This window comes from Pyramidobacter piscolens W5455, from assembly GCF_000177335.1.
Classification (GTDB): Bacteria; Synergistota; Synergistia; order Synergistales; family Dethiosulfovibrionaceae; genus Pyramidobacter; species Pyramidobacter piscolens.
In genome coordinates this window covers 12,338-32,299 of sequence record NZ_ADFP01000086.1, presented here as the reverse complement: position 1 = coordinate 32,299, position 19,962 = coordinate 12,338, and the positions used below count along the sequence as shown (strand labels likewise).

At 63.4% G+C, this 19,962-nt stretch carries 17 protein-coding genes and 1 riboswitch; of the genes, 9 read left to right on the top strand and 8 right to left on the bottom strand.

The features are described 5' to 3' along the window. Positions 1-187 precede the first annotated feature (187 nt). The 4 genes from HMPREF7215_RS07805 (at position 188) to HMPREF7215_RS07790 (ending at position 4,539) form a co-directional block, all read left to right on the top strand. Positions 188-1,087, top strand: coding sequence for a radical SAM protein (locus HMPREF7215_RS07805; RefSeq protein WP_009165249.1), 900 nt, complete (start codon positions 188-190; stop codon positions 1,085-1,087). Then, positions 1,072-2,121, top strand: a complete 1,050-nt coding sequence (locus tag HMPREF7215_RS07800) for a radical SAM protein (protein WP_232205544.1) — start codon at positions 1,072-1,074, stop codon at positions 2,119-2,121. Before HMPREF7215_RS07805 ends, HMPREF7215_RS07800 begins: the two co-directional genes overlap by 16 nt. Beyond that, a complete protein-coding gene (locus tag HMPREF7215_RS07795) occupies positions 2,102-2,929 on the top strand; it encodes a lipoate--protein ligase family protein (RefSeq protein WP_009165247.1) in 828 nt (275 codons plus the stop codon). The genes HMPREF7215_RS07800 and HMPREF7215_RS07795 overlap by 20 nt, the downstream gene beginning before the upstream one ends. 347 nt (positions 2,930-3,276) lie before the next feature. Next, complete coding sequence (locus HMPREF7215_RS07790; RefSeq protein WP_009165245.1) at positions 3,277-4,539, top strand: lactate racemase domain-containing protein; 1,263 nt, start codon at positions 3,277-3,279, stop codon at positions 4,537-4,539. A 166-nt stretch (positions 4,540-4,705) separates the two neighbouring features. Here HMPREF7215_RS07790 and HMPREF7215_RS07785 read toward each other — a convergent pair whose 3' ends face one another. Continuing rightward, complete coding sequence (locus tag HMPREF7215_RS07785) at positions 4,706-5,305, bottom strand: hypothetical protein (RefSeq protein ID WP_156797488.1); 600 nt, start codon at positions 5,303-5,305, stop codon at positions 4,706-4,708. A 485-nt stretch (positions 5,306-5,790) separates the two neighbouring features. Between HMPREF7215_RS07785 and HMPREF7215_RS07780 the strand changes: the two genes are divergently transcribed. The 5 genes from HMPREF7215_RS07780 to HMPREF7215_RS07760 all read left to right on the top strand — a co-directional run bounded on the left by HMPREF7215_RS07780 (position 5,791) and on the right by HMPREF7215_RS07760 (position 11,502). Then, positions 5,791-7,413, top strand: coding sequence for a PucR family transcriptional regulator (locus HMPREF7215_RS07780; RefSeq protein ID WP_198004581.1), 1,623 nt, complete (start codon positions 5,791-5,793; stop codon positions 7,411-7,413). Positions 7,414-7,594: 181 nt separating this feature from the next. Beyond that, complete coding sequence (locus HMPREF7215_RS07775; RefSeq protein ID WP_009165241.1) at positions 7,595-8,341, top strand: DUF5058 family protein; 747 nt, start codon at positions 7,595-7,597, stop codon at positions 8,339-8,341. A 24-nt stretch (positions 8,342-8,365) separates the two neighbouring features. Continuing rightward, positions 8,366-9,049, top strand: coding sequence for a hypothetical protein (locus HMPREF7215_RS07770; RefSeq protein WP_009165240.1), 684 nt, complete (start codon positions 8,366-8,368; stop codon positions 9,047-9,049). 67 nt (positions 9,050-9,116) lie between these two features. Further along, positions 9,117-10,310, top strand: coding sequence for a M20 metallopeptidase family protein (locus tag HMPREF7215_RS07765; RefSeq protein WP_009165239.1), 1,194 nt, complete (start codon positions 9,117-9,119; stop codon positions 10,308-10,310). A 1-nt stretch (position 10,311) separates the two neighbouring features. Continuing rightward, positions 10,312-11,502, top strand: a complete 1,191-nt coding sequence (locus tag HMPREF7215_RS07760; protein ID WP_009165238.1) for a M20 metallopeptidase family protein — start codon at positions 10,312-10,314, stop codon at positions 11,500-11,502. A 141-nt stretch (positions 11,503-11,643) separates the two neighbouring features. Here the strand turns inward: HMPREF7215_RS07760 and HMPREF7215_RS07755 are convergent, their stop codons facing one another. From HMPREF7215_RS07755 to thiE, 7 genes are all read right to left on the bottom strand, one after another. Beyond that, positions 11,644-12,369, bottom strand: a complete 726-nt coding sequence (locus HMPREF7215_RS07755; protein WP_009165236.1) for a sulfite exporter TauE/SafE family protein — start codon at positions 12,367-12,369, stop codon at positions 11,644-11,646. A gap of 116 nt (positions 12,370-12,485) precedes the next feature. Next, positions 12,486-13,211, bottom strand: coding sequence for a sulfite exporter TauE/SafE family protein (locus HMPREF7215_RS07750; RefSeq protein ID WP_009165235.1), 726 nt, complete (start codon positions 13,209-13,211; stop codon positions 12,486-12,488). Between the two features lie 153 nt (positions 13,212-13,364). Beyond that, positions 13,365-14,990: an amidohydrolase gene (locus HMPREF7215_RS07745; protein ID WP_009165234.1), complete on the bottom strand. Its 1,626-nt coding sequence runs from the start codon at positions 14,988-14,990 to the stop codon at positions 13,365-13,367. Positions 14,991-15,075: 85 nt separating this feature from the next. After that, positions 15,076-16,452, bottom strand: coding sequence for an APC family permease (locus tag HMPREF7215_RS07740; protein ID WP_009165233.1), 1,377 nt, complete (start codon positions 16,450-16,452; stop codon positions 15,076-15,078). A 55-nt stretch (positions 16,453-16,507) separates the two neighbouring features. Beyond that, positions 16,508-18,139: an amidohydrolase gene (locus tag HMPREF7215_RS07735; RefSeq protein WP_009165232.1), complete on the bottom strand. Its 1,632-nt coding sequence runs from the start codon at positions 18,137-18,139 to the stop codon at positions 16,508-16,510. A gap of 132 nt (positions 18,140-18,271) precedes the next feature. Then, positions 18,272-19,066, bottom strand: coding sequence for a bifunctional hydroxymethylpyrimidine kinase/phosphomethylpyrimidine kinase (gene thiD / locus HMPREF7215_RS07730; RefSeq protein WP_009165231.1), 795 nt, complete (start codon positions 19,064-19,066; stop codon positions 18,272-18,274). A 26-nt stretch (positions 19,067-19,092) separates the two neighbouring features. After that, positions 19,093-19,734: a thiamine phosphate synthase gene (gene thiE, locus HMPREF7215_RS07725; protein WP_009165230.1), complete on the bottom strand. Its 642-nt coding sequence runs from the start codon at positions 19,732-19,734 to the stop codon at positions 19,093-19,095. A gap of 107 nt (positions 19,735-19,841) precedes the next feature. Beyond that, positions 19,842-19,952, bottom strand: a riboswitch (TPP riboswitch). Positions 19,953-19,962 lie beyond the last annotated feature (10 nt).

Below are 19,962 nucleotides of genomic sequence, written 5' to 3'. Positions count from 1 at the left end.
AGGGAAATCCACAAAGCGAGCAGCGCGGACCGCGCGGCAGTCGGGGTAGTTCCGAGCAACGGAACGCCTTCGCAGCGTCCGGAAAACTGCGTCGACACTTTCCATCAAGAATCAGTATGAGAAGAGAGCCGCCGTGCTATAATAAATAAAATGTTTCTGCAGAGATGTGACTGAAAGGAACGCCGCCATGACCGCCGACGAATTGACAAGACTTTCGCTAAAAGCAAGGGCCGCGGTCGAGCGCGCTTGGAACACGGCCCGCTCGCATTTTCCGCCGCAGCTGATCTGCGATCGTCCCGGCTCCACGCTCGCCGTTTCGCTTACAGGCGCGAAGTGCGCTCTCAACTGCGCTCACTGCGGTGGGCACTACCTCGAGGGGATGACTCCAATTGAAAAAATTGAAGCGGCTCTCGCGACGGGGCGCTATACCAGCTGTCTCCTTTCGGGCGGATGCACGCCGGCCGGCAAGGTTGAAGTCGCCCGCCAGGAAGAACTCGTAATGCGGCTTAAGAGCCGCGGGCTGAAAATCAACGTGCACGCCGGCCTCATCAGCCAGGCCGAGATCGACGTTTTAGCGCCGCTCGCCGATCGGATCTCATTCGATATGGTGACTGACAATCGGACTATCCGTGATGTATTTGGTCTGACGCGTACCGGAGATGATTATATTGATACTTATCGCCGGCTGCGCGCCGCTGGAGCCCGGGTCGTCCCTCACATTTGCGTCGGCCTCTGGGGCGGTCAGGTGCGTGGCGAGTACGACGCGCTGCGCGTGCTCGCCGAACTTGGCGCTGACGCGCTGGTCTTTATCGTTCTCATACCGACCCCCGGCACGGCTTTTGCCGACCGCCAGCCGCCTCCGCTTGAGGATGTCGCGAACGTCTTTGCCCGCGCGCGGGAACTGTTCCCGCGCCAATCGATCAATCTTGGATGCATGCGTCCGGCAGGACGCTACAGAGCCGAACTTGACACGCTTGCCGTCGCCAGCGGTCTCAACCGTCTTGTGAACCCCACGCCGCCGGCGCTGCGCCTGGCGCGCTCGCTCGGCCTTAAGCTCATTGACCGGAAGGAGTGCTGCGTATTGTGAAGATACGTCTGTCAATCGGCACCGCAGCTGTTCTTGGTCTTGCGCGTCTTAAATCCGACGCGCTTCCCACCACAGCGTATCTGATGGATACGGGCGGCAGATGCGCGCATAATTGCGCGTTCTGCGCTCAGGCGCGAGAGGCCGAAACGGGAGAAGATTATCTCTCAAGGGTTATCTGGCCGGTTTATGACTTGGAAGACGTCCTCAGCGGCCTTATCACCGCCGCTCGACGCGGGACTGTTCGCCGTGCGTGCATTCAGGTTACCCTGAACGCCGGTTCCTTTGAGCGCACCCTCGTTATTCTCAAAGCCGTGACGAACGCAGTAGCGCTCCCCGTCAGCGTCTCGACCAATATCACCTCTGCCAGTCAGGTTGATCAGCTGATGGGAAACGAGGCGGCGCGAGTAAGCATTGCGCTTGACGCCGCCACTCAATCCCTTCATGATCAGGTGAAAGGCACGGGCTACGCTCGCAAGGTCCAACTCCTGACCGAATGCGCGAGGCGCTACCCCGGACGAATCACCACGCACTTCATCGTCGGCCTTGGAGAGTCGGAGGAAGACGTGATCGCCGCGATACAAAACATGCACGACCTGAATGTCACCGTGGGGCTTTTCGCCTTCACGCCTCTGCGCGGCACGCGCATGGCGAAGTGCCCGCCCCCTGAGGCCGGCCGCTACCGTCGCGTTCAGCTGGCAAACTGGCTGATCAAAACGAAACGCCGGCGCGTTTCCGACATGTCTTTTTCGAATGGGAAACTCACTGGCATTGACGGAGACATGAAAGAACTGCTATCAGTCCTATCCTCCGGCGAGGCGTTTGAGACGGCGGGATGCCGCGACTGCAACCGTCCTTACTACAACGAAAATCCCGGACACGGCGTGATGTACAACTACCCTCGCCCGCTGAAAAACTCAGAGGTCATCCACGCCTTGAAAGAAACGCGTTTGTTTGCTCAGACAGACCTGAACGATCTGGCCCCCGCCACCGACGGGGAAACAAGGAGGTGCCCTCATGAAATGGCGATTCATTGATACAAAAATCCATTCGGGCGCGTGGAACATGGCGATCGACGAGGCCGTTATGACCTGCTGTGCCGCCGGACGCGTGCCGCCGACTCTCCGTTTTTACCGTTGGGCGCCGCCTGCGCTCACGCTGGGGTATTTTCAAAAGGCCGAACGCGACGTGAACTTCGACGCCTGCGCCCATCTCGGCATCGACGTCGTGCGCCGTCTCACCGGCGGCCGCGCCGTTCTCCACGACCAAGAGTTGACCTACAGCATCATTATGCCTCATGAGGGCTGCCCGCTGCCTGACAGCATCACTGACTCGTATCGCGTGCTCTCCAGAGGACTGGCCGAAGGCTTTCGGATACTCAATTTGCCCGTAACGATGAGTCGTCCGGCGCCGCGAAGCGGTAAACTGGGAAGTTCCGCGGCCTGCTTCGACGCCCTTTCGGTCTGGGAGCTTGAAGCGGACGGCAAAAAAATTGTTGGGAGCGCCCAAGCCCGTCGCTTTGGCTCCGTGCTCCAGCATGGTTCAGTGCTCAACGACCTGAATCCAGAGATGCTTTTTGCAACCATGAAGGACGAAAAACCTCAGAGATTGGAACGGGCCAAGGCGACGTTTCTTGAAAAAGCGACGAGCATACGCCATCTCATTGGCCGCCCGCTTCCGTGGAACGAGCTCTTTGACGCGTTTAAAGAAGGCTTCTTCATCGCGTTGGAGCGCGATCTGGACGCTCATTTCGTGGAAGACGACTTGACTGACGACGAGCTTTCGTTGGCGGAGGATCTGATCGAAAATAAATACGCGACGTGCGATTGGAACCGTCGCCGCTAAACGCATGAAGCGCCGCCGTCCCCTGTGTCGGGGATGGCGGCGCTTCATGCGTATCAGATCCAGTTCAGCTGAAATGCAGGTGCGGCGCGCTTTAATACTGTTCCTTGATCAAAAAAACGAACACGAGGGCGCTGCGAGGGAGATCCACAAATCGAACTGCGCGGGCCGCGCGGCAGTCGAGGCGGTTCCGAGCGACTGAACTCCCTCGCAGCGTCCAAAAAGCTGTGTTAATGCTTTCTGTCAAGAATCAGTATTATGTACAAAAATTCATTTTTGAAATTATGATTGACCTTTTGGCTCTGATGGGGCTATAATGAGACAAAATTTTCTGTCGCAAGGAGTCCGTCATGAAAACTTACGAGGTGAAAATGGGCCGCGGCGTGCAGCGCTGGCAGAGCCCGTATGACTATATCGTCCCGCAGCCGCGCGGCCGCGGCCTGTGCGGCGCGTCATGCTCCGTCGAGGAAGCGCTTGACCGCCCCATCGCTTCTCCCGCGCTGGAGGATCTGGCGAAAGACGCCCGCCGCATCGCCATCGTCGTGCCCGACGTCACGCGCGGCTGGTGCCGCGCCCCCGAGATGAGCGCGGCGGTAAGAAAGCGCCTCGCCGTCAACAAGACGGCCGAAGTGACGTGGATCGTGGGCACGGGGCAGCACCGCGCCGTGGAGGAACGGGACAAAGAACTGGTCTTCGGCGGCGCGATGATGTCAGGCGACCGCTGGCACAGCCACAGCTGCGAAGAAGTCGTGGACACGGGCTTGGTCACGCCGCTGGGCACGCCGGTCACGCTCGATTCGGCCTTCGTCGCCGCCGACTTGGCGGTGCTGGTGGGCGGCATCGCGTTCCACGATATGGCCGGCTTTTCGGGCGGGCGCAAGATGATCATGCCCGGCGTTTCCGGACGCCTTTCGATCGTCAAGAACCACAACCACTGCCTCAAGGACGGCGGGTTGAATCCCGCCACAGACAGCGGCCTGCTGGAACGCAACCCGATGGCGCAGGATCAGCGCGCTTACGCCGATCTGGCGCTGCGCGGCAAAAAGTGCTTTATCCTCAACACGATCGCCGACGGCGCAGGGCAACCGGCGGCGTGGGTGGCCGGCGACGTCTGGAAAGCGTGGGAGACGGGCTGCGAGACGTGCCGCTCCTTCGCTTCGCTGTGGATCCCGCGCAAAGCGGCGCGCGCCGTCTCTTCCTGCGGCGGCTTCCCGCTGGACCTCGACCTTTACCAGGCCACCAAGGCGCTGTTTTCGCCGCTGTCGGCCCTGGAGCCCGGGGCGCCGATCGTGCTCGTCGCCGATCTGGAAGACAGTCTCGGCCCCGGCGATTTCGAAGCGTCGCTGCGCAGTTCGCTGCACGATGCGCCGGCCTTTGTGCGCCGCATGGAAACGGCGTTCACGATCCCCGGATACATCGCCCTGCGCGCCGTGCTGGAACTGCGCGGGCGTCCCGCGGCGCTGGTGACTTCGCGCGAGAACGTGCCTTTTCCCGGGCAGGTTTTCCGCGACATGCAGTCGGCCGAGATGTGGCTGCAGGAACAGTCGGGAACGGGCGGCACCTCGATCCTGATTCCCAGCGGCAACGCCGTCCACGTCTTCGCCGCGGAATAAGCGCGAGAACAAGAGTGCGGATGACTGGATCGAGCTCCAGTCATCCGCACTCGTTTTTTTTGCTGAGGGGGTGCCCCGCGTCTTGGGGACGGCGAGGCGTTTGTGCGCTCTTGATGGGGCGAGAGCTTTCGGTGGTCGCCCGAACGTCGGCCGCCCGCCGCGGTTTTCATCGACGGTCGGGCGGCGTTCGTTCGGCGGCGATTTTCGCTTCGGCGAAGCGGAGCGCGGCGGCGTAGCTTTCCCGGTCGGGGCAGTAAACGCGCATCAGCGTGCCGCGTTTTCCCTTGAGCAGGAGGACGCGCAGGGGGCGAAGCTCGGCGAGGTGGGTGACGTCGCCCCAGCCGACGTGTTTTTCGACGCTGCGCGAAGAGAACGGCGGCGGCTCGATCGGATAGCAGAGGCAGTGGAGCGCTCTCCGTTCCAGCGCTTTGGGGTAGCATTTCAGGTTGTCGCAATGCGCGCCCGTGCGGTCGAAGCGGTAGAGCGCGGCGTAGCGGTTGCGCATGACGAGAAAACAGACGACCGCGTAGAAGATCGCGAGCAGGACGCAGAAGTCGAAGGCGACGATGGCGCCGCTCCATACGTGGGCGGCGGTAACGAATCCGTCGAAGTAAAACTGCGCGGCAAGCAGCACCAGCCAGGCGAGCAGGAAGGCGACCACGAGGATCGAAGCGAAGTCGAGCAGGATCAGCGGATTGGAACCGACCGGCACGCCGACGCGCCAGCTCAGCTCCGGTTCCTGCCGTTTCGTGACGGGAGAAGGCATTTTTCTCTGGAGCCCCTTTTTCTGAAAAGATAAAGTCCCGCGCGGCGAAAAAATCCGTCGCGGGATCTTTTTTTGCCAAGCGTTCACGAGCATTGTAACACAGCCTTCCGTCCCTTTCCACGAGAGAGCGGCGCCCGGCGCGGGGAGGGCGGATTTTCGCTTTTTCAAAGGATGGATAAAATAAATCAGATAAGGTCAAGCTCTTGGATCGCAAAATTTGTGTGAACGCGTCCTTTTTAAGGAAAAACCGCGCGTCGGGGAACGGGCGGGGCCGCCGCCGAGCGGCGAATGTGGTATGATAAATTGCCCCGTATGGGGGCGCACATTCTTTGGCGGAGGAAACGGAGCTGTAATCATGACCAAACACTATCTCGCGATCCTGACGGCCGTCGCCTTTTGGGGCGTTTCGTATATCGTCACCGGGGTATGGGGCAGTTCCGCCGCGGTGAGATCCGCAAGCTGAGCCGGCGGTCGGGGGGATGGAAATGGCTGTAACCGTGCGGGACATTCTCAACATGCCCGAGTTCAAGGGTTTTCGCCTGCTGGCCGGAGCCGGCGGGCTGGGGCGCGAAGTGCTGCGCACGACGGTGGGGGACGCGCCCGACTGTTATAAATGGTCGCAGGGCGGCGAGTTCGTGATCACCTCTGGCTATCCGTTCCGCGACCTGGAAAGCGTGGAGCGTTTGATCCGCGGCTGCTGCGAGTCGGGCAACGCCGCTTTGGGGATCAAGCTGGGGCGTTACCTCGGCGAGCTGCCGCGGCAGGCTCTCGATCTGGCGGAGGCGCTCGGCTTCCCGCTGATCTCCATTCCGCTGGAAATGCCGTTCGCGGAGATCCTTCATCCCGTGCAGTCGCGCGTGATCAGCGATCAGGCGCATCTGCTCCGCTATTCGGGAACGGTGCAGAAGGCTTTCTTCGACCTGAACGTGCAGTGCGCGAGCCTCGAGGATCTGTTGGAAACGTTGCGCAGCTTCACTCATCTCGATCTGGCGCTGCGCTGTACGGAAAGTTCTTTCGACCGCGTCTGCGCCGACGAGGGGCCTTTTCGGGAAGCGCTGGCGTCGCTGCCGCTTCCCGAAGTGCTGAAACGTTATCCGTGGGAGAAAATTTCTCTCTGCGGCGAGAACGTTTCCGCCTGGCTCGTCTTCGACGCTTCCCCCGAACGCCTGCGCGAGCCATGGAGCGAGATCCCCGTCACGCAGGCCAAGGGCGCGCTGCTGCTGTTCTTCCAGCGCTGGAGCTCGGGCGCGCAGGTGGAGCGGCGCTACCGCAACGAGTTCGTCATGGACATCCTCATGAACAATCTGCGCCTCAAGGACGAGGTCTGGAACCGCTCGCGCTCTTTCGGCTGGGATCTGGCCGGCGCCAAGAAGGTCGTGGTCTGCGACATCGACGACTACAAGAACCGCCTCACCCGCGCCATGGCCGCCGGACAGGGGCCGGCCGCTCTGGAGGAGTCGAAGGCGCGCATCTTCGCCGTCTGCCGCGAGTTCATCGGCCGCATGGGCAGGCGCGTCCCGTTTGCCGAGATGAGCGATTCGGCGGCGTTTATCCTTTCCTCGCGGGGAATTTTCGAGGAAGAGCAGCGCCAGTTGGAACGCATTTTGACGCCGATGATGGAGCAGATCGTGGAACAGACGGGTTTTTCCGTCACCGTGGGCGTCGGCGGCCGCTGCGGCGACGTGTTCCTCTGCTGGAAGGGCTACAATCAGGCGCGCATGGCGCTGGAACTGGCGCGGCGGACGTCCGGCGGCAACCGCGTCGCCTGGTGGGACCGCATGGGCGCGCCGCGCGTGCTCGGCGCGGCGCTGCGGGAACCGGCGGCGCGGGAGTTCGTCGAAGCGAGGCTGGGGCCGCTGCTCCGTTTCGACGCGGCGAGAAAGGAAGAGCCGCTGCTGCGCACGCTGGAGACGATGGTCGCCTGCAACTGGAGCGTGAAAAAGAGCGCCGCGGCGCTGGCGCTTCATTACAACACGCTCAAGTACCGCTGGGGAAAGATCTGTTCGCTGCTGAGCGACGATTTTTCCAGCAGCGAAAGCCGTTTCTGCGTGGAACTGGCGATCAAGCTGAAACAAATGGACGATTTCGGCGGCGAATCTTTGTCCTGACAGTTCATTTGTCCCCGGATATTTGATTCGAGAACGAAATATTTAAATTTTATGCTTCTTTTTCGTCGCGCTCGGACGATGAAAAGGAAAACGGGGAAGACGATAATGATCTCCGCGGGCGAAAGTCACACTTTCGCCCGCGGAGATCATTATCATTTTTATTTGTGGGGGAGGCTTTTTGATGCCGCAGGAAGTTTTTCAAGTTGCGAACAACGCGGTGGTGTGGTTCCTGTGCTTTATCGTCGTGGCGGTGGCGCTGATCCAGTCGCTGCTCTACATCCGCCTGTCGCTGAAGGCCGCGGACGCGATCGGTTTCGAACGCCGCAACGTGTACAAGGGATTGTGGACGGGCGCGGTCTCTTCGGTGGGGCCGTCGTTCGCGGTGTTCCTCGTCATGGTCGGCCTGATCAGCGCGGTGGGCGCGCCGATCGCGTGGCTGCGCTGCTCGATCATCGGCTCGGCGCCGATCGAGATGACGGGCGCGATGCTGGGCGCCCAGGCGTACGGCGTGGAGCTCAACTCGCCCCAGTACGATCTGAACGCGCTGGCCGCCTCGTGGTGGACGATGGCCGTCAACGGCATCGGCTGGCTGGTCGTGGCCGCGGTGCTGACGCCCCATCTGGAGAAGGTGCGCGCCAAGTTCGGCGGCGGCGACGCCCGCTGGCTGGTGCTCATCGCCGTGGCGGCGACGACGGGCTGCTACGGGTATCTCAGCGCCGACACGATCGGCAAGGCTCTGCGCAATTACAAAAAGGCGCTCGCCGCGGGCGGCTCGGGCATGGTCCCGCTGCAGCCGATGGTCGCCACGATCGCCGCCGGCATCGCCATGGCGGTCCTGATCCGCGTGTCGAAGAAGCGTCCCAAGCTGCGCGAGTACAATCTCGGTCTGGCCATGCTGGCCGGCATGATCGTGGCCGCGTTCTTTTGATCGCAGGAAGAGAGGGAAAAACTCATGTCTGACAAACTTTCGGCTTTCGGCGGCGTGTGGAACCGTCCGGCCCGCGGCATCGGCGTGACGACGCTGTGGATCGTGATCGCGGCCTGCTTCTTCCCGAATCTTTATTTGTACTTCGTTCACGGCGCGTGGCCCGGCTGGGGCGCGGCGTTCCAGGCCTGGCTGATGATCGTTTCCATCTGCGGCGCCGTGTACTTCATCGAACCGATCTCCTACTTCCCCGTGCTTGGCGAGGTGGGCATCTACATCGCTTTTCTGACGGGCAACATCGGCAATCTGCGCGTGCCCTGCTCGGCGGCGGCTCAGGAAGCCGTCGGCACCGAGAGCGGTTCGCCCGAGGCGCTGATCGTTTCCACCGTGGGATTGACGGGATCGGTGGTCGTCAATCTGTTCTTCGTCACGCTCGCGGCGCTGGCGGGCGCGTCGGTGCTCTCCGTGCTTCCCGCGGGCATCGTCGCCGCGTTCAAAAGCTGCGCCGTGCCGGCCGTCTTCGGCGCCATGTTCGTTTCCTGCGTCATCAAGGAACCGCTGCTGGCCGTCTCCGGCATCGGCATCCCCGGGCTGCTCTTCGCCAGCGGCAGGCCGGCGCTGCAGCATCCGGCGACGCTGATCCTCGGCGCGGTCTTCGGCACGATCGCGGCGGCCCGCGTGCTTTACAAGGCCGGCGTTATCAAGAAGTAAATTCGCCGTTCCGCCTGTCCGCTTCAGGGCAGGCGGAATTTTATGGAAAAAAGAAAGGATGTGCGCAATGAACTCTGTCGTAAAGGACGCCGAAGCGCTTCAGGAGCTGATCCGCGGCTGGCGGCGCGAGCTTCACGCCTTTCCCGAAGTGGGGCTGGAAACGCCGCGGACGGAAGAATACCTGTGCCGCCAGCTCGACGCCATGGGGGCCGAATACCGACGCGGCGTGGGCGGCCACGGCGTCGTCGCCGTGGTCAGGGGAGCGCGGCCGGGCAAATGCCTGATGTTCCGCTGCGACTGCGACGGCCTGCCGATCCGCGAAGAATCGGGCGAGGCGTTTTCGTCGCGCAACGAAAACATGCACGCCTGCGGGCACGACGCCCACAGCGCCATGGGGCTGGGCGCGGTCAAGCTGCTGCTGGCCCGCCGCGGCGAACTGGACGGCGCGGTCAAGGTGCTGTTCCAGCCCGCCGAGGAGATCGGCGCGGGCGCGCGGGCGATGATGGCCGGCGGCTGTCTCGAAGATCCCGCTCCCGCCGCGGCGTTCGCGATCCACGTGTCGATGGGGTCGGGCGAAAACAAAAAAGCCGGCTCCTTCCATTTCATCAAGGGCGCGGCGCTGGCCTGCATGGACAAGTTCGAGATCGACCTGACCGGCAAGGGCAGCCACGGCGCGATCCCGGAGCTGTCGCGCGATCCCGTCGTGGCGGCGGGACGGATCGTCACCGGACTGCAGACGATCGTCAGCCGCAACGCCTGCCCGATGTGCCCGTCGGTCGTTTCGGTGTGCCAGTTCGAGGCCGGCGAGACCGCCAACGTCATCCCCGAGACGGCCCGTCTGGTGGGCACGGCGCGCACGCTGTGGCCGCAGACGCGCGACCTGATCGAGCGGCGCCTGGGCGAGATCGCCCGCCTCACGGCGGAAAGCATGGGCGTGAAAGCCGACGTGAAGTACACGCGCGGCGCGCCGCCGCTGCTGAACGACGAACGGGTCATCGGCGCGGCGCAAAAGACGGCGGCGGCGCTGTTCGGCGACGAAAACGCGCTGTTCGTGAACGAGCCGATGCTGGCCGGCGACGATTTCGCCTTTTATACGGAACATATTCCCGGCGCCATGGCGTTCCTCGTCGTGCCGCCGCCCGACGGGCCCGCGTACAACATGCACAACTGCCATTTCCGCATCAACGACCGCTGGCTGTGGCGCGGCGCGGCGCTGTTCGCGGCGCTGGCGCTCGGCCGTTCCGCAAAAGAGGGCGAATGACATGAAAACGATCCTCGACGAAGCGAAAGAGCTCAGTTCCCAGATCGTCGCCTGGCGGCGCGAGCTGCACCAGTTCCCCGAGCTGGGGCTGGAAACGCCCCAGACCGAAGCCTACATCTGCAAGGCGCTCGACTCGCTCGGCGTACCGTACCGCAAGGGCGTGGGCGGCCACGGCGTCGTCGCCCTGATCGAAGGCCGCCCCGGCAAGTGCTTCACCTGGCGCGCCGACTGCGACGGCCTGCCCGTCGTGGAGCAGACGCCGGTGGACTACGCCTCGAAAAACGGCTGCATGCACGCCTGCGGCCACGACGCGCACACCGCCATGGCGCTGGGCGCGGCATCTCTGCTGATGAAACGCAAAGACGAACTGAACGGCACGGTGAAGATCCTCTTTCAGCCCGGCGAGGAGACCGGCAACGGCGCCAACGCCATGATCGCCGACGGCTGCCTGGAAAATCCCCACACCGATTTCATCGTCGGCCTTCACGCCGGTTCGATCGCGCCGCACGACTGGCCGGCGGGCACGTTCGGCTATTACCCCGGCGCGTTTATGTCCTTCCTCGACAGCTGGCAGTGCACGATCGCCGGCAAGGGAGGACACGGCGCGTTCCCGTCGCTGGCCGTCGATCCCGTGCTGATCGCCGCCCGCGTCATCGACGCCTGGCAGAGCCTCGTCAGCCGCGAACAGAGCGCCACGAAGCCGATGGTCCTGTCGGTCTGCAAGGTGCGCACGCCCGGCGCGGCTTTCAACATCATCCCCGAGACCTGCGTGCTGAGCGGCACGGCACGCGCCCTTTCCGAGGAGGAACGCTGCCGCATCAAAGAGCGCATGAGGAAAATGGCGGAGCTGATCGCCGAAGCGTCGGGAGCGAAAGCCGAACTGGTCTGGACGCGCGGGGCCGCCAACCTCGTCAACGACCCCGAAGCCACCGCAGAAGTCGTCGCCATCGGGCGCGAGCTTTTCGGCGACGAAGCCTTCCTGCGCGTGCCGCTGCCCACCACGGGCGGCGAGGATTTTGCCGGCTATCTGCTCAAAGGTCCCGGCACCTTCCTGCTCATGTACACGCCCTCGTCCCACGGCCCCACGCCGCAGCACAGCCCGCGTTTCGAGATCGACGACGGCATCCTCTGGCGCGGAACCGCCATGGCCGCCGGCAGCGCGATCATGTGGCTGGCGCGCCACGGCCGCTGACACTCTGCTTCGACAAAAAAACGGTTCTTCGGCATTCGTCATGCCGAAGAACCGTTTTTTCGCGAAAGCGAATGTTCCACGTGGAACAATTGATCGAGAACGCAGCGCGGAAGCGCTTTCAGGCGGAGAAAGATTTTTCTCTCACTTGAAAAGCATCAGGATCCCCGAAACGATCAGATAGCCGTAAACGATCAGCCGCAAACGCTTGGGATCGAGACGATGGAAAATTTTGCCGCCGATCCAGGCGCCGATCAGCAGCGAGGCGAGCATGAGGACGTAGACGTGGATCGTCGCGGCGGTAAAGGCGCCGCTGCGCCAGCGCGCGAACGTGGTGACGCAGGCGGTGATGCAGAACTGGGCGCTCAGCGTGGCGCGGTAGGCATCGTTGGTGTCGGTGGCGGCCAGCATGTAGAGGGCGATGGGCGGCCCGCCGACGGCGAAAAGCCCGGAGAGGACGCCGGCGAGCGTGCCGGCGGCGGCGCCGTTGAACAATGTCGGCTTGATGCGGATGCGGTCGCTGAAAAAAATCGAATAGATCCCCAGCGCGATCAGCATCGCGCCGAGACTGTGGACCATGATTTTGTCGGCGGCGCCGACGGACAGCCGCACCGACAGCGGCGCGAAAATCATCGCCGTGACGACGCAGGGCAGCAGAGTCTTCCAGCGGATGTGTCTGAAACTGGAAGCGAGCACGAGAACGGAGGTCGTCGACCCACACAGGCCGGAGAGGGCGACCGCCTGCGCGTAGGGAAAGAGGTAGGGCAGCAGCGACATGTTCACCGGGCCATAACCGAAACCGCAGACAGCCTGAATGACCGCGCCGACCAGGCTGACCGAGAAGGCTGCGGTGAAAGTAAGAGGCGGCATGAAGAAAACTCCTTTTTAAGGGGAATGTATCCACTTTACGCTTTTCGGCGCGCCTTTTCAAGCGCGAAAAAACGAAGGCCGCTTTCCGCAGAGCAATCCTTGTCAGCGATCGAAGTTCAGCGGAAGAGCAGCAGCGCGCCGGAGAAAATCAGGTAAGCGTAAACTATTTTGCGCAACTTCGCCCCGTTGAGTTTATAGAAGACTTTGTTGCCGACGAAAATGCTCAGGCCGACGGCGCCGGCCAGCAGCAGCCAGACCTGCAGCACCTGCGCCGTGATGATGCCGTTGCGCCAGCGCGCCCAGGTGGTGCTGACGTTGATGAAGCAGAAGTACGCGTTCAGCGTGGCGCGGTATTCGCTGTTGGAGTCGGTCCCCGCGAGGAGGTATATGGCCACCGGCGGCCCGCCGACGGAGAAGAGCCCCGAAAAAGCGCCGGCCAGCGCGCCGGCGATGCAGCCGTTGAACGGCGACGCCTTGATGCGGATCCGTCCGCTGAAGAACACCGAATAGATCCCCAGAGCGATGAGGATGACGCCCAGCGAGCGCACGAGCGCCTTTTCGGCGGCGCCGACGGAAAGATAAACCGACAGGCTGGAAAAGAGCATCCCGCAGATCAGGCACGGCGTCAGCTTTTTCCAGCTGATGAAGCGGTACGTGTTGGACAGCAGCAGCAGATCGATCGTCAGCCCGCAGAGAGTGACCACCGATACAGACTGCATGTAGGGCATCAGGTAAGGCCAGATCGACATGGCCACGGCGCCGAGCCCGAAGCCGCAGACGGTGTTGATGATCCCGCCGGCGGCTGCGGAGCTCATCAGGAGCGTGAGGGTGAGGACATTCATGGCAGGTCTCCGTTTCTGGGTGATTTTCCGCTTACTCTACTCCTGAAAAACGATTTGTTCAAGAATTTTCGCGCAAACATCCCGCGGGCGTCCCCTCGATTTCGGCCGCCGGCACGGCCCGGGAGCCGACGGCTGCGGCGGCTTGCAAACGGCTTAGCGCCGGTAGACGATCTCGCCGCCGATCACGGTCGCCACGGGCAGGATCTCGCGGATCTGCGCGATCGGGCAGTCGAAAATGTCGCGGTCGAGCACGGCCAGGTCGGCGACGAAGCCGGGCTTGAGGCGCCCCTTGTCGCGCTCGTGGAACTCGAGATAAGCGCTGCCGGTCGTGTAGGCGTCGATCGCCGTTTCGACGTCGACTTTCTCCCGCGGGAACCAGCCGCCCTCGGGCCGGCCGAGGCGGTCCGTGCGCGTGACGGCGGCGCCGATGCAGGGGAACGGGTTGCAGTCTTCGACCGGCGCGTCGGTGCCGTAGCCGACGGGTATGCCGAGCGCGGCGGCCGTGCCGAAGGCGTAGGACGTGCTTGCCAGTTCCGCGCCGCAGCGGGAGTCGGCGATGTGCATGTCGTAATCGAGGAAGATCGGCTGGTAGGCGACGCAGAGACCGTCTGCGGCGATGCGTTCGAGCAGCGGTCGGTCGGTGATCTGGCAGTGGTTGACGATGTGGCGCAGCGGGTTTTCTCCGATGGGCATGATGCGCTCGTAACAGGCGACCGTGTCGGCGATGGCCCGGTCGCCAATGGCGTGGGTGATGATCTGCACGCCGGCGTCGCGGGCGGCGCGGCAGAAAAGATCCATCTCTTCGTTGGAAAGCGTTTCCACGCCGCGGTTGCCGGGATCGTCGCGGTAGTCGCGGCTCATTTTGGCGCTGCGGCCGCCCAGCGAGCCGTCCTTGAAGAGTTTGAGCGGGCCGATCTCGACATGGGCGGCGGGGGCGTGATATTTTTCGCGCGCGCCGCCGCGCAGAAATTCCTGAAATTCGCCGACGCCGCGGAAGGTCATTTGGTGGCGGTAGCGCAGCGCCGTGCGGCCGCCGGCGTGGGCGCGATCGACGATCTCCATCAGCGCGCCGGCGGGAACGGGAACGAAGCCGGCGTCGTTCGACTGCACGCTGGTGAGGCCATGGGCGACGGCGTAATCGGCGGCTTTGACGAACATGTCTTCGTATTCCGCCGCCGACTTGGGCGGGATCAGCCGGTTCGCGCGGGCGACGGCCTGTTCCTTGAAGACGCCGCTGGGGAAACCGTCCGCTTCCAGTTCGAACTCGCCGTTTTCGTACTGCGGTGAATTTCTGCCCAGGCCGAGCATCTCGATGGCCTTGGTGTTGACGGCGGCGATGTGACGACAGACGCGCTCGACGATCACGGGGACGTCGGTGGAGATTCGGTCGAGGTCGTGCCGGTCGGGCAGGCGCTTTTCGCCTTCGTCGAAAAGGTCCTGGTTCCAGCCGATGCCGGCGACGCTGTGGCGGCACAGCTCGGGATGCCCGGCGAGGAAGCGTTGTCCGCGCGCGACGATCTCGCCGACGGAGCGCGCGCCGTTCAGCCGCAGCTGCGACATCTCCATGCCGACGCCGAGCAGGTGCATGTGGCTGTCGTTGAGGCCGGGGATCACCGTGCGGCCTTCGCAGTCGAAGACCTCCGCGCCGCGCCCGGCGGCCGATCTGATCTCGTCGTTGCGTCCGACGAGGCGGATCACGCCGTCTTCGGCGTAGAGCGCCTGCGCGAAGCGGCCGCGTTCCACGTAGATTTTCCCGTTGACAAGAGCGAATTTTCTCATGTTCCGTTCCTCCGAACGAGGCGTCGCGCCCCGTCATGAAAAAACGCCGCGGAACATTCCGTCCCGCAGCGTGGCGTGTTTTCGGCTACCGCTGTTCTTCCTTTTTGTTTCTGAAGCCGAAGTAGAAATAGACGCAGGCCGCGATGCAGGGAATGGAGAGCCCGGTGACGCAGGTGACGGGGTCGTTGATCAGCGTGTTGACCATCATGCCGAAGTTGATCAGCAGCGTCAGGCAGACGGTGAACGCGCCGCCCCACACCTTGTAGGGGCGTTCCAGATCGGGCAGTTTTTTGCGCAACACCAGCACGGCGGCGATGATCAGCACGTTGATGAGCATCGAGCCGAAAACCACCAGGTTGGTGAGCTGGTCGAGGCTGCGCACCCAGATGTAGGCGATGGAGATGACGCACTGGCAGAGGATCGGCGCCGTGGGGACCTTGTAGGTGGGATGCAGCCTGGCGAACGAGCGGAAGAAATGCCCTTCCTTGGCCATGGCGTAGTAGTTGCGCGGGAAGGCGATAGTCATGCCGTTGATGGAGCCGAGCATGGAGACGACCATGCCCACGGTGACGAGGATGCCGCCCGCGCCGCCCAGCAGGCGCAGGGCGACTTCGGTGCCCAGATAGAGCTTTTTCGCCTCGATCATGGCGCGCATCTCGGCCAGAGGCAGCACGCGGTAAATCGCGTAGTTGAACAGCATGTAGAGCACGGCGATGCCGGAGATGGAAATGATCAGCGACAGCGGCAGGTTGCGCTTCGGGTCCCTGATCTCCTCGGTGACGGCGTTGAGGTTCGTCCAGCCCTCGTAGGCCCACAGCGTCGCCAGCGTGGCGAAGCCGACCATGTTCAGCACCTTGGAGAAGGGGACCGCCCCGTCCATGGGCGTGAAGGAAAGGTCGGGCGAAACGTCGCCCATGAAAAACGCCGAGCCCATGATGATGAAGATGGGGATCAGCTTGGCGACCATCGTGACGTTCTGCAGCACGGAACCGCGCTTGATGCCGAAGCAGTTGTAGGCGGTGAAGGCGATCAGGATGGCGGAAGCGGCGATCTGCGCCGCCACGCCGCCGAGGCCGAACATGGCCGTCAGCGCCACCGCGCCCGCGGCCAACGAAGCGGGGCCCGTCAGGAGCCAGCTGTTGAAGCCGCTGATGAAGCCGACCAGCGGATGATACGCCGTGTTCAGGTACACCGTGACGCCGCCGGCCTTGGGGATCATCGCGCCGAGCTCGGCGAAACACAGGCCGCCCAGCAGCGAGATGACGCCGCCCGCGAACCAGCACAGCAGCGACAGCCCGAGGCTGAAACCGGCCCGCTGCAAAACGTAGGAGCCGAGATAGAAGATGCCGCCGCCGATCATGATGCCGCCGAGGATGCTGACGCCGCCGAACAGCGTGATCTCGCGCTTGAATTCCGTCTTTTCGGAACTGAGCTGAGAAACGAGATTCTGATTGTCCGCCATTTTTTGTTTTTCCCCCTGTTTTATTAAGAAAGATCGTTTCTCCCGATTGCCCCCGTTAAAACACTTTTTCGCCGCCGATATAGGTCGCCGTGACCCTGGCGGCGAGGATGTCGCGTTCCGGGCATTTCAGCAGGTCGCGGTCCACCGTGATGAAGTCGGCGTACATGCCGGGTTTGATCTTGCCCTTCACGTTCTCGTCGCGCGTCGCCCAGGCTCCCGCCGCCGTGTAGCCGTAGAGCGCCTGCTCGCGGCTGAGGATCTGCCGCGGCAAAAACGGCCCCTCGCCGTTCAGGTCGCGGCTGGTGACGGCGCAGTACAGGCCGCGCATGGGATTGAAGTCTTCCACGGGCGCGTCGGTGCCGAACGGCGCGTGCACGCCCGATTCGATGTAATCCTTCCAGGCGTAAGACGTGCTTCCCAGCTCTTTGCCGACGCGGTCGAAAACGATGTGCATGTCGTAATCGATGAAAATCGGCTGGATAAAGGCGATCACGTCGAGCTCCCTGAAGCGCTCCACCTGGCGCCGGTCGGTAATCTGGCAGTGGACGACGCCGTGGCGCGGGTGCACGTAGGGCATCGCCTTGCGGGCGCGCTCGATGGCGCCAAGCGCCATTTCCATGGCGCCGTCGCCGATGGCGTGCATGGCTACGGGCATGTTGTTCTCGTGCGCCTTCAGCACCAGCGCGTCCAGCCCCTCCTGCGTGTAGGTCGGCAGGCCGCGCGTCGAAGGATCGTCGGCGTAGGGCCGGCGCATGTAGGCCGTGCGCGCCCCGAGCGAGCCGTCGGTGAGCAGCTTGACCGTCGAGATCTTGAAGCTGCGGTTGCCGTAGCTGTCGTCGCAGCCCTTGCGGTCGAAGAATTCGTCGAGCTCGGCCTTGGTGGGCAGCAGCGCCTGCTCGCCCCAGCGCACCTTGAGCCGCCCGTCTTCCGAAGCGTCGCGCAGCAGGCGCATCATCTCGTAGGCGCAGCCGTCGGGCGTGTATTTGAAGTCGTCCGACTGGATGCTGGTGATGCCGCGGGCGAACAGATCCTTCTGGCAGGCCAGCACCATGTCCAGCAGCGTTTTCAAATCGGGCGCGGGCAGGTTGGCCTTGATGTTGTCCACGACGTGCTCCTTGACGACGCCATTGGGCGTGCCGTCGGGATTTTTGCCGGCGAAATCGTCCATCTTTTCCGCCGCGGCCTTGTCGAGCCCCACCAGCTCCATGGCTTTGGAGTTGAGCACGCCGATGTGGAAGCACGCGCGCATGACCAGCAGCGGATAGTCCGCCGTCACCGCGTCGAGATCGGCCGCCGTGGGATAGCGCTTTTCGTCGGTGAAATAATCGTGGTTCCAGCCCTCGCCGAGCAGCCACAGTCCCGAGGCCGGGTCGTACTTCTCCAGCCCCTTCTTCATGCGCGCGGCGATCTCGCCGACGGACTTCGTGCCGCGCAGATCGACCGAGCCCAGCTTGGATTTCGCGTAATGGAGGAAATGCATGTGGCTGTCGTTGAAGCCCGGCATCAAAAACGCCCCGCGGCAGTCCAGCACTTCGAGATCTTTTTGCGGATGCTCTTTCAGATACGCTTCCGCCCCCCGGTCGCTGCCCGCGTACGCGAAGAAATCCCCGACGACGACCGCCGCTTCGGCGGCCGGGTTTTCGCGGTCCATGGTGGCGATCGCCGCATTGCGGATCCATAACGACATGCGCAAACACCTCGCCTTGTTTGTATGATACCGTCAGCTTTTGACGGACGTTTCTTGGTTATTAAAAATTTTTTATGCGATTTTGGGGAATTATAACAATGGCGCCTCACGGTGTCAACGTGAGATCCGGTATCAGTCCGCTTCTCTGATGGCCCAGCCGTGGTCGAGCGGTCCCGAACCGCGGCCGAGATTCAGCCCGGCCCGCAGCGCGCCGGTGACGTAAGCTTTGGCGCGGCGCACGCTTTCTTCGACGCTGCGGCCCATGGCGAGATTACAGGCGATGGCCGACGAGAGCGTGCAGCCCGTGCCGTGCGTGTTGGGATTGTCCAGGCGCGGCGAATTCAGCCAGACGAGGCGTCCTTCGCTGAGGAGCAGGTCGTCGGCGCAGTCGGTCAGATGGCCGCCCTTGATCAGCACGGCGCCGCCCAAGCCGGAGGCGAGGCGCCGCGCCGCCCGTTCCATGTCGCCGTGATCGACGATGGCGAAGCCGCAGAGCGCTTCCGCCTCGGGAATGTTGGGCGTGATCACCGTTCCCAATGGCAGCAGCTCGCCCCGCAGCGCGGCGGTCGCGTCTTCGTCGAGCAGGCGCGAGCCGCTGGTGGCGACCATAACGGGATCGACGACGATGTTGCGCGCGTCGAACTTCTTCAGCCGGGCGGCGATGGCCGAGATGATGGCGGCGCTGGACACCATGCCGATTTTCACGGCGTCGGGGCGGATGTCGTCGAAAACGCAGTCGATCTGCTGCGCCACGAATTCCGGCGAAGCTTCGAGCACGCCGAAGACGCCCGTGGTGTTCTGGGCGGTCAGCGCCGTGATCGCGCTCATGCCGTACACTTTGTGGGCGATCATGGTCTTGAGGTCGGCCTGGACGCCGGCGCCGCCGGAACAGTCGGAACCGGCGATCGTGAGAACTTTGTATACCATCGGAAAGACTCCTTTGCGAAAAAATTTCAGGCGCCGAAAATTTCGTCGGCGAGTCGGCGCAGGCGGCGCGCCGACGCTTCGACGTCGGGCGCGGCGAAGAGCGCCGAGACGACGGCCGCGCCGCACAGCCCCGTGCCTTTCAGCTGCGGCATGTTGTCCGCCGTGACGCCGCCGATGCCCACGACGGGAATGGAGACGGCGGCGGCGATGCGTTTCAGCTCGCCCAGCGGCAGCGCGGCGGCGTTGTCCTTGGTGTCGGTCGGAAACAACGCCCCCGAGCCGAGGTAATCGGCGCCGTCCCGTTCGGCGGCGACGGCTTCCGCCGCGCTGTGGGCCGAGACGCCGATGATTTTGCGCGGGCCAAGTCGCAGGCGTGCCGCGCGCGGATCCGCGTCGTCCTGTCCGAGATGGACGCCGTCGGCGTCGCAGGCCAGGGCGATCTCGACGCGGTCGTTGATGATCAGCGGCGCGCCGTACCTTTTCGCGACGGATTTGATCGCCAGGGCTTCGGCCAGGAAACGGTCGTGGTCCAGGTTTTTCTCGCGCAGCTGCACCATCGTGGCGCCGCCGCGCAGCGCTTCTTCCACGGCCTGGGCCAGCGTCTTTGCGCCCAGCCAGTGGCGGTCGGTGACGGCGTAGAGGCGCAGCGATTCTCTTGGGCAGTTCATGAGTTTCCCTTCTTTCGTCAGATGTGTTCACTGGAGGCGTTCGCCGCGGGGACGGTTTCCGCCGCAGATAAAGGACGAGGGAAAACCGGCGTGCCGGCTCTCCCTCGTCCTTTTCAGAAAGCGCTTCCTTCGCCGGCATGATCCCGTATCAGGTTCAAAGGGTCGAGGCCGCGCGGCCTCCTCCCAGCCCGTCTGTGCGGGCTCCCCTGCGTGATGAAGTTCCCGTTT

Coding starts and splice junctions, on each gene's coding strand:
- HMPREF7215_RS07780 (WP_198004581.1), top strand. CDS start 5,791: ATGGCTGTAACCGTGCGGGACATTCTCAACATGCCCGAGTTCAAGGGT.
- HMPREF7215_RS07745 (WP_009165234.1), bottom strand. CDS start 14,990: ATGAGAAAATTCGCTCTTGTCAACGGGAAAATCTACGTGGAACGCGGC.
- HMPREF7215_RS07795 (WP_009165247.1), top strand. CDS start 2,102: ATGAAATGGCGATTCATTGATACAAAAATCCATTCGGGCGCGTGGAAC.
- HMPREF7215_RS07805 (WP_009165249.1), top strand. CDS start 188: ATGACCGCCGACGAATTGACAAGACTTTCGCTAAAAGCAAGGGCCGCG.
- thiE (WP_009165230.1), bottom strand. CDS start 19,734: ATGAACTGCCCAAGAGAATCGCTGCGCCTCTACGCCGTCACCGACCGC.
- HMPREF7215_RS07750 (WP_009165235.1), bottom strand. CDS start 13,211: ATGAATGTCCTCACCCTCACGCTCCTGATGAGCTCCGCAGCCGCCGGC.
- HMPREF7215_RS07790 (WP_009165245.1), top strand. CDS start 3,277: ATGAAAACTTACGAGGTGAAAATGGGCCGCGGCGTGCAGCGCTGGCAG.
- HMPREF7215_RS07770 (WP_009165240.1), top strand. CDS start 8,366: ATGTCTGACAAACTTTCGGCTTTCGGCGGCGTGTGGAACCGTCCGGCC.
- HMPREF7215_RS07765 (WP_009165239.1), top strand. CDS start 9,117: ATGAACTCTGTCGTAAAGGACGCCGAAGCGCTTCAGGAGCTGATCCGC.
- HMPREF7215_RS07740 (WP_009165233.1), bottom strand. CDS start 16,452: ATGGCGGACAATCAGAATCTCGTTTCTCAGCTCAGTTCCGAAAAGACG.
- HMPREF7215_RS07735 (WP_009165232.1), bottom strand. CDS start 18,139: ATGTCGTTATGGATCCGCAATGCGGCGATCGCCACCATGGACCGCGAA.
- HMPREF7215_RS07760 (WP_009165238.1), top strand. CDS start 10,312: ATGAAAACGATCCTCGACGAAGCGAAAGAGCTCAGTTCCCAGATCGTC.
- HMPREF7215_RS07755 (WP_009165236.1), bottom strand. CDS start 12,369: ATGCCGCCTCTTACTTTCACCGCAGCCTTCTCGGTCAGCCTGGTCGGC.
- thiD (WP_009165231.1), bottom strand. CDS start 19,066: ATGGTATACAAAGTTCTCACGATCGCCGGTTCCGACTGTTCCGGCGGC.
- HMPREF7215_RS07785 (WP_156797488.1), bottom strand. CDS start 5,305: ATGCCTTCTCCCGTCACGAAACGGCAGGAACCGGAGCTGAGCTGGCGC.
- HMPREF7215_RS07775 (WP_009165241.1), top strand. CDS start 7,595: ATGCCGCAGGAAGTTTTTCAAGTTGCGAACAACGCGGTGGTGTGGTTC.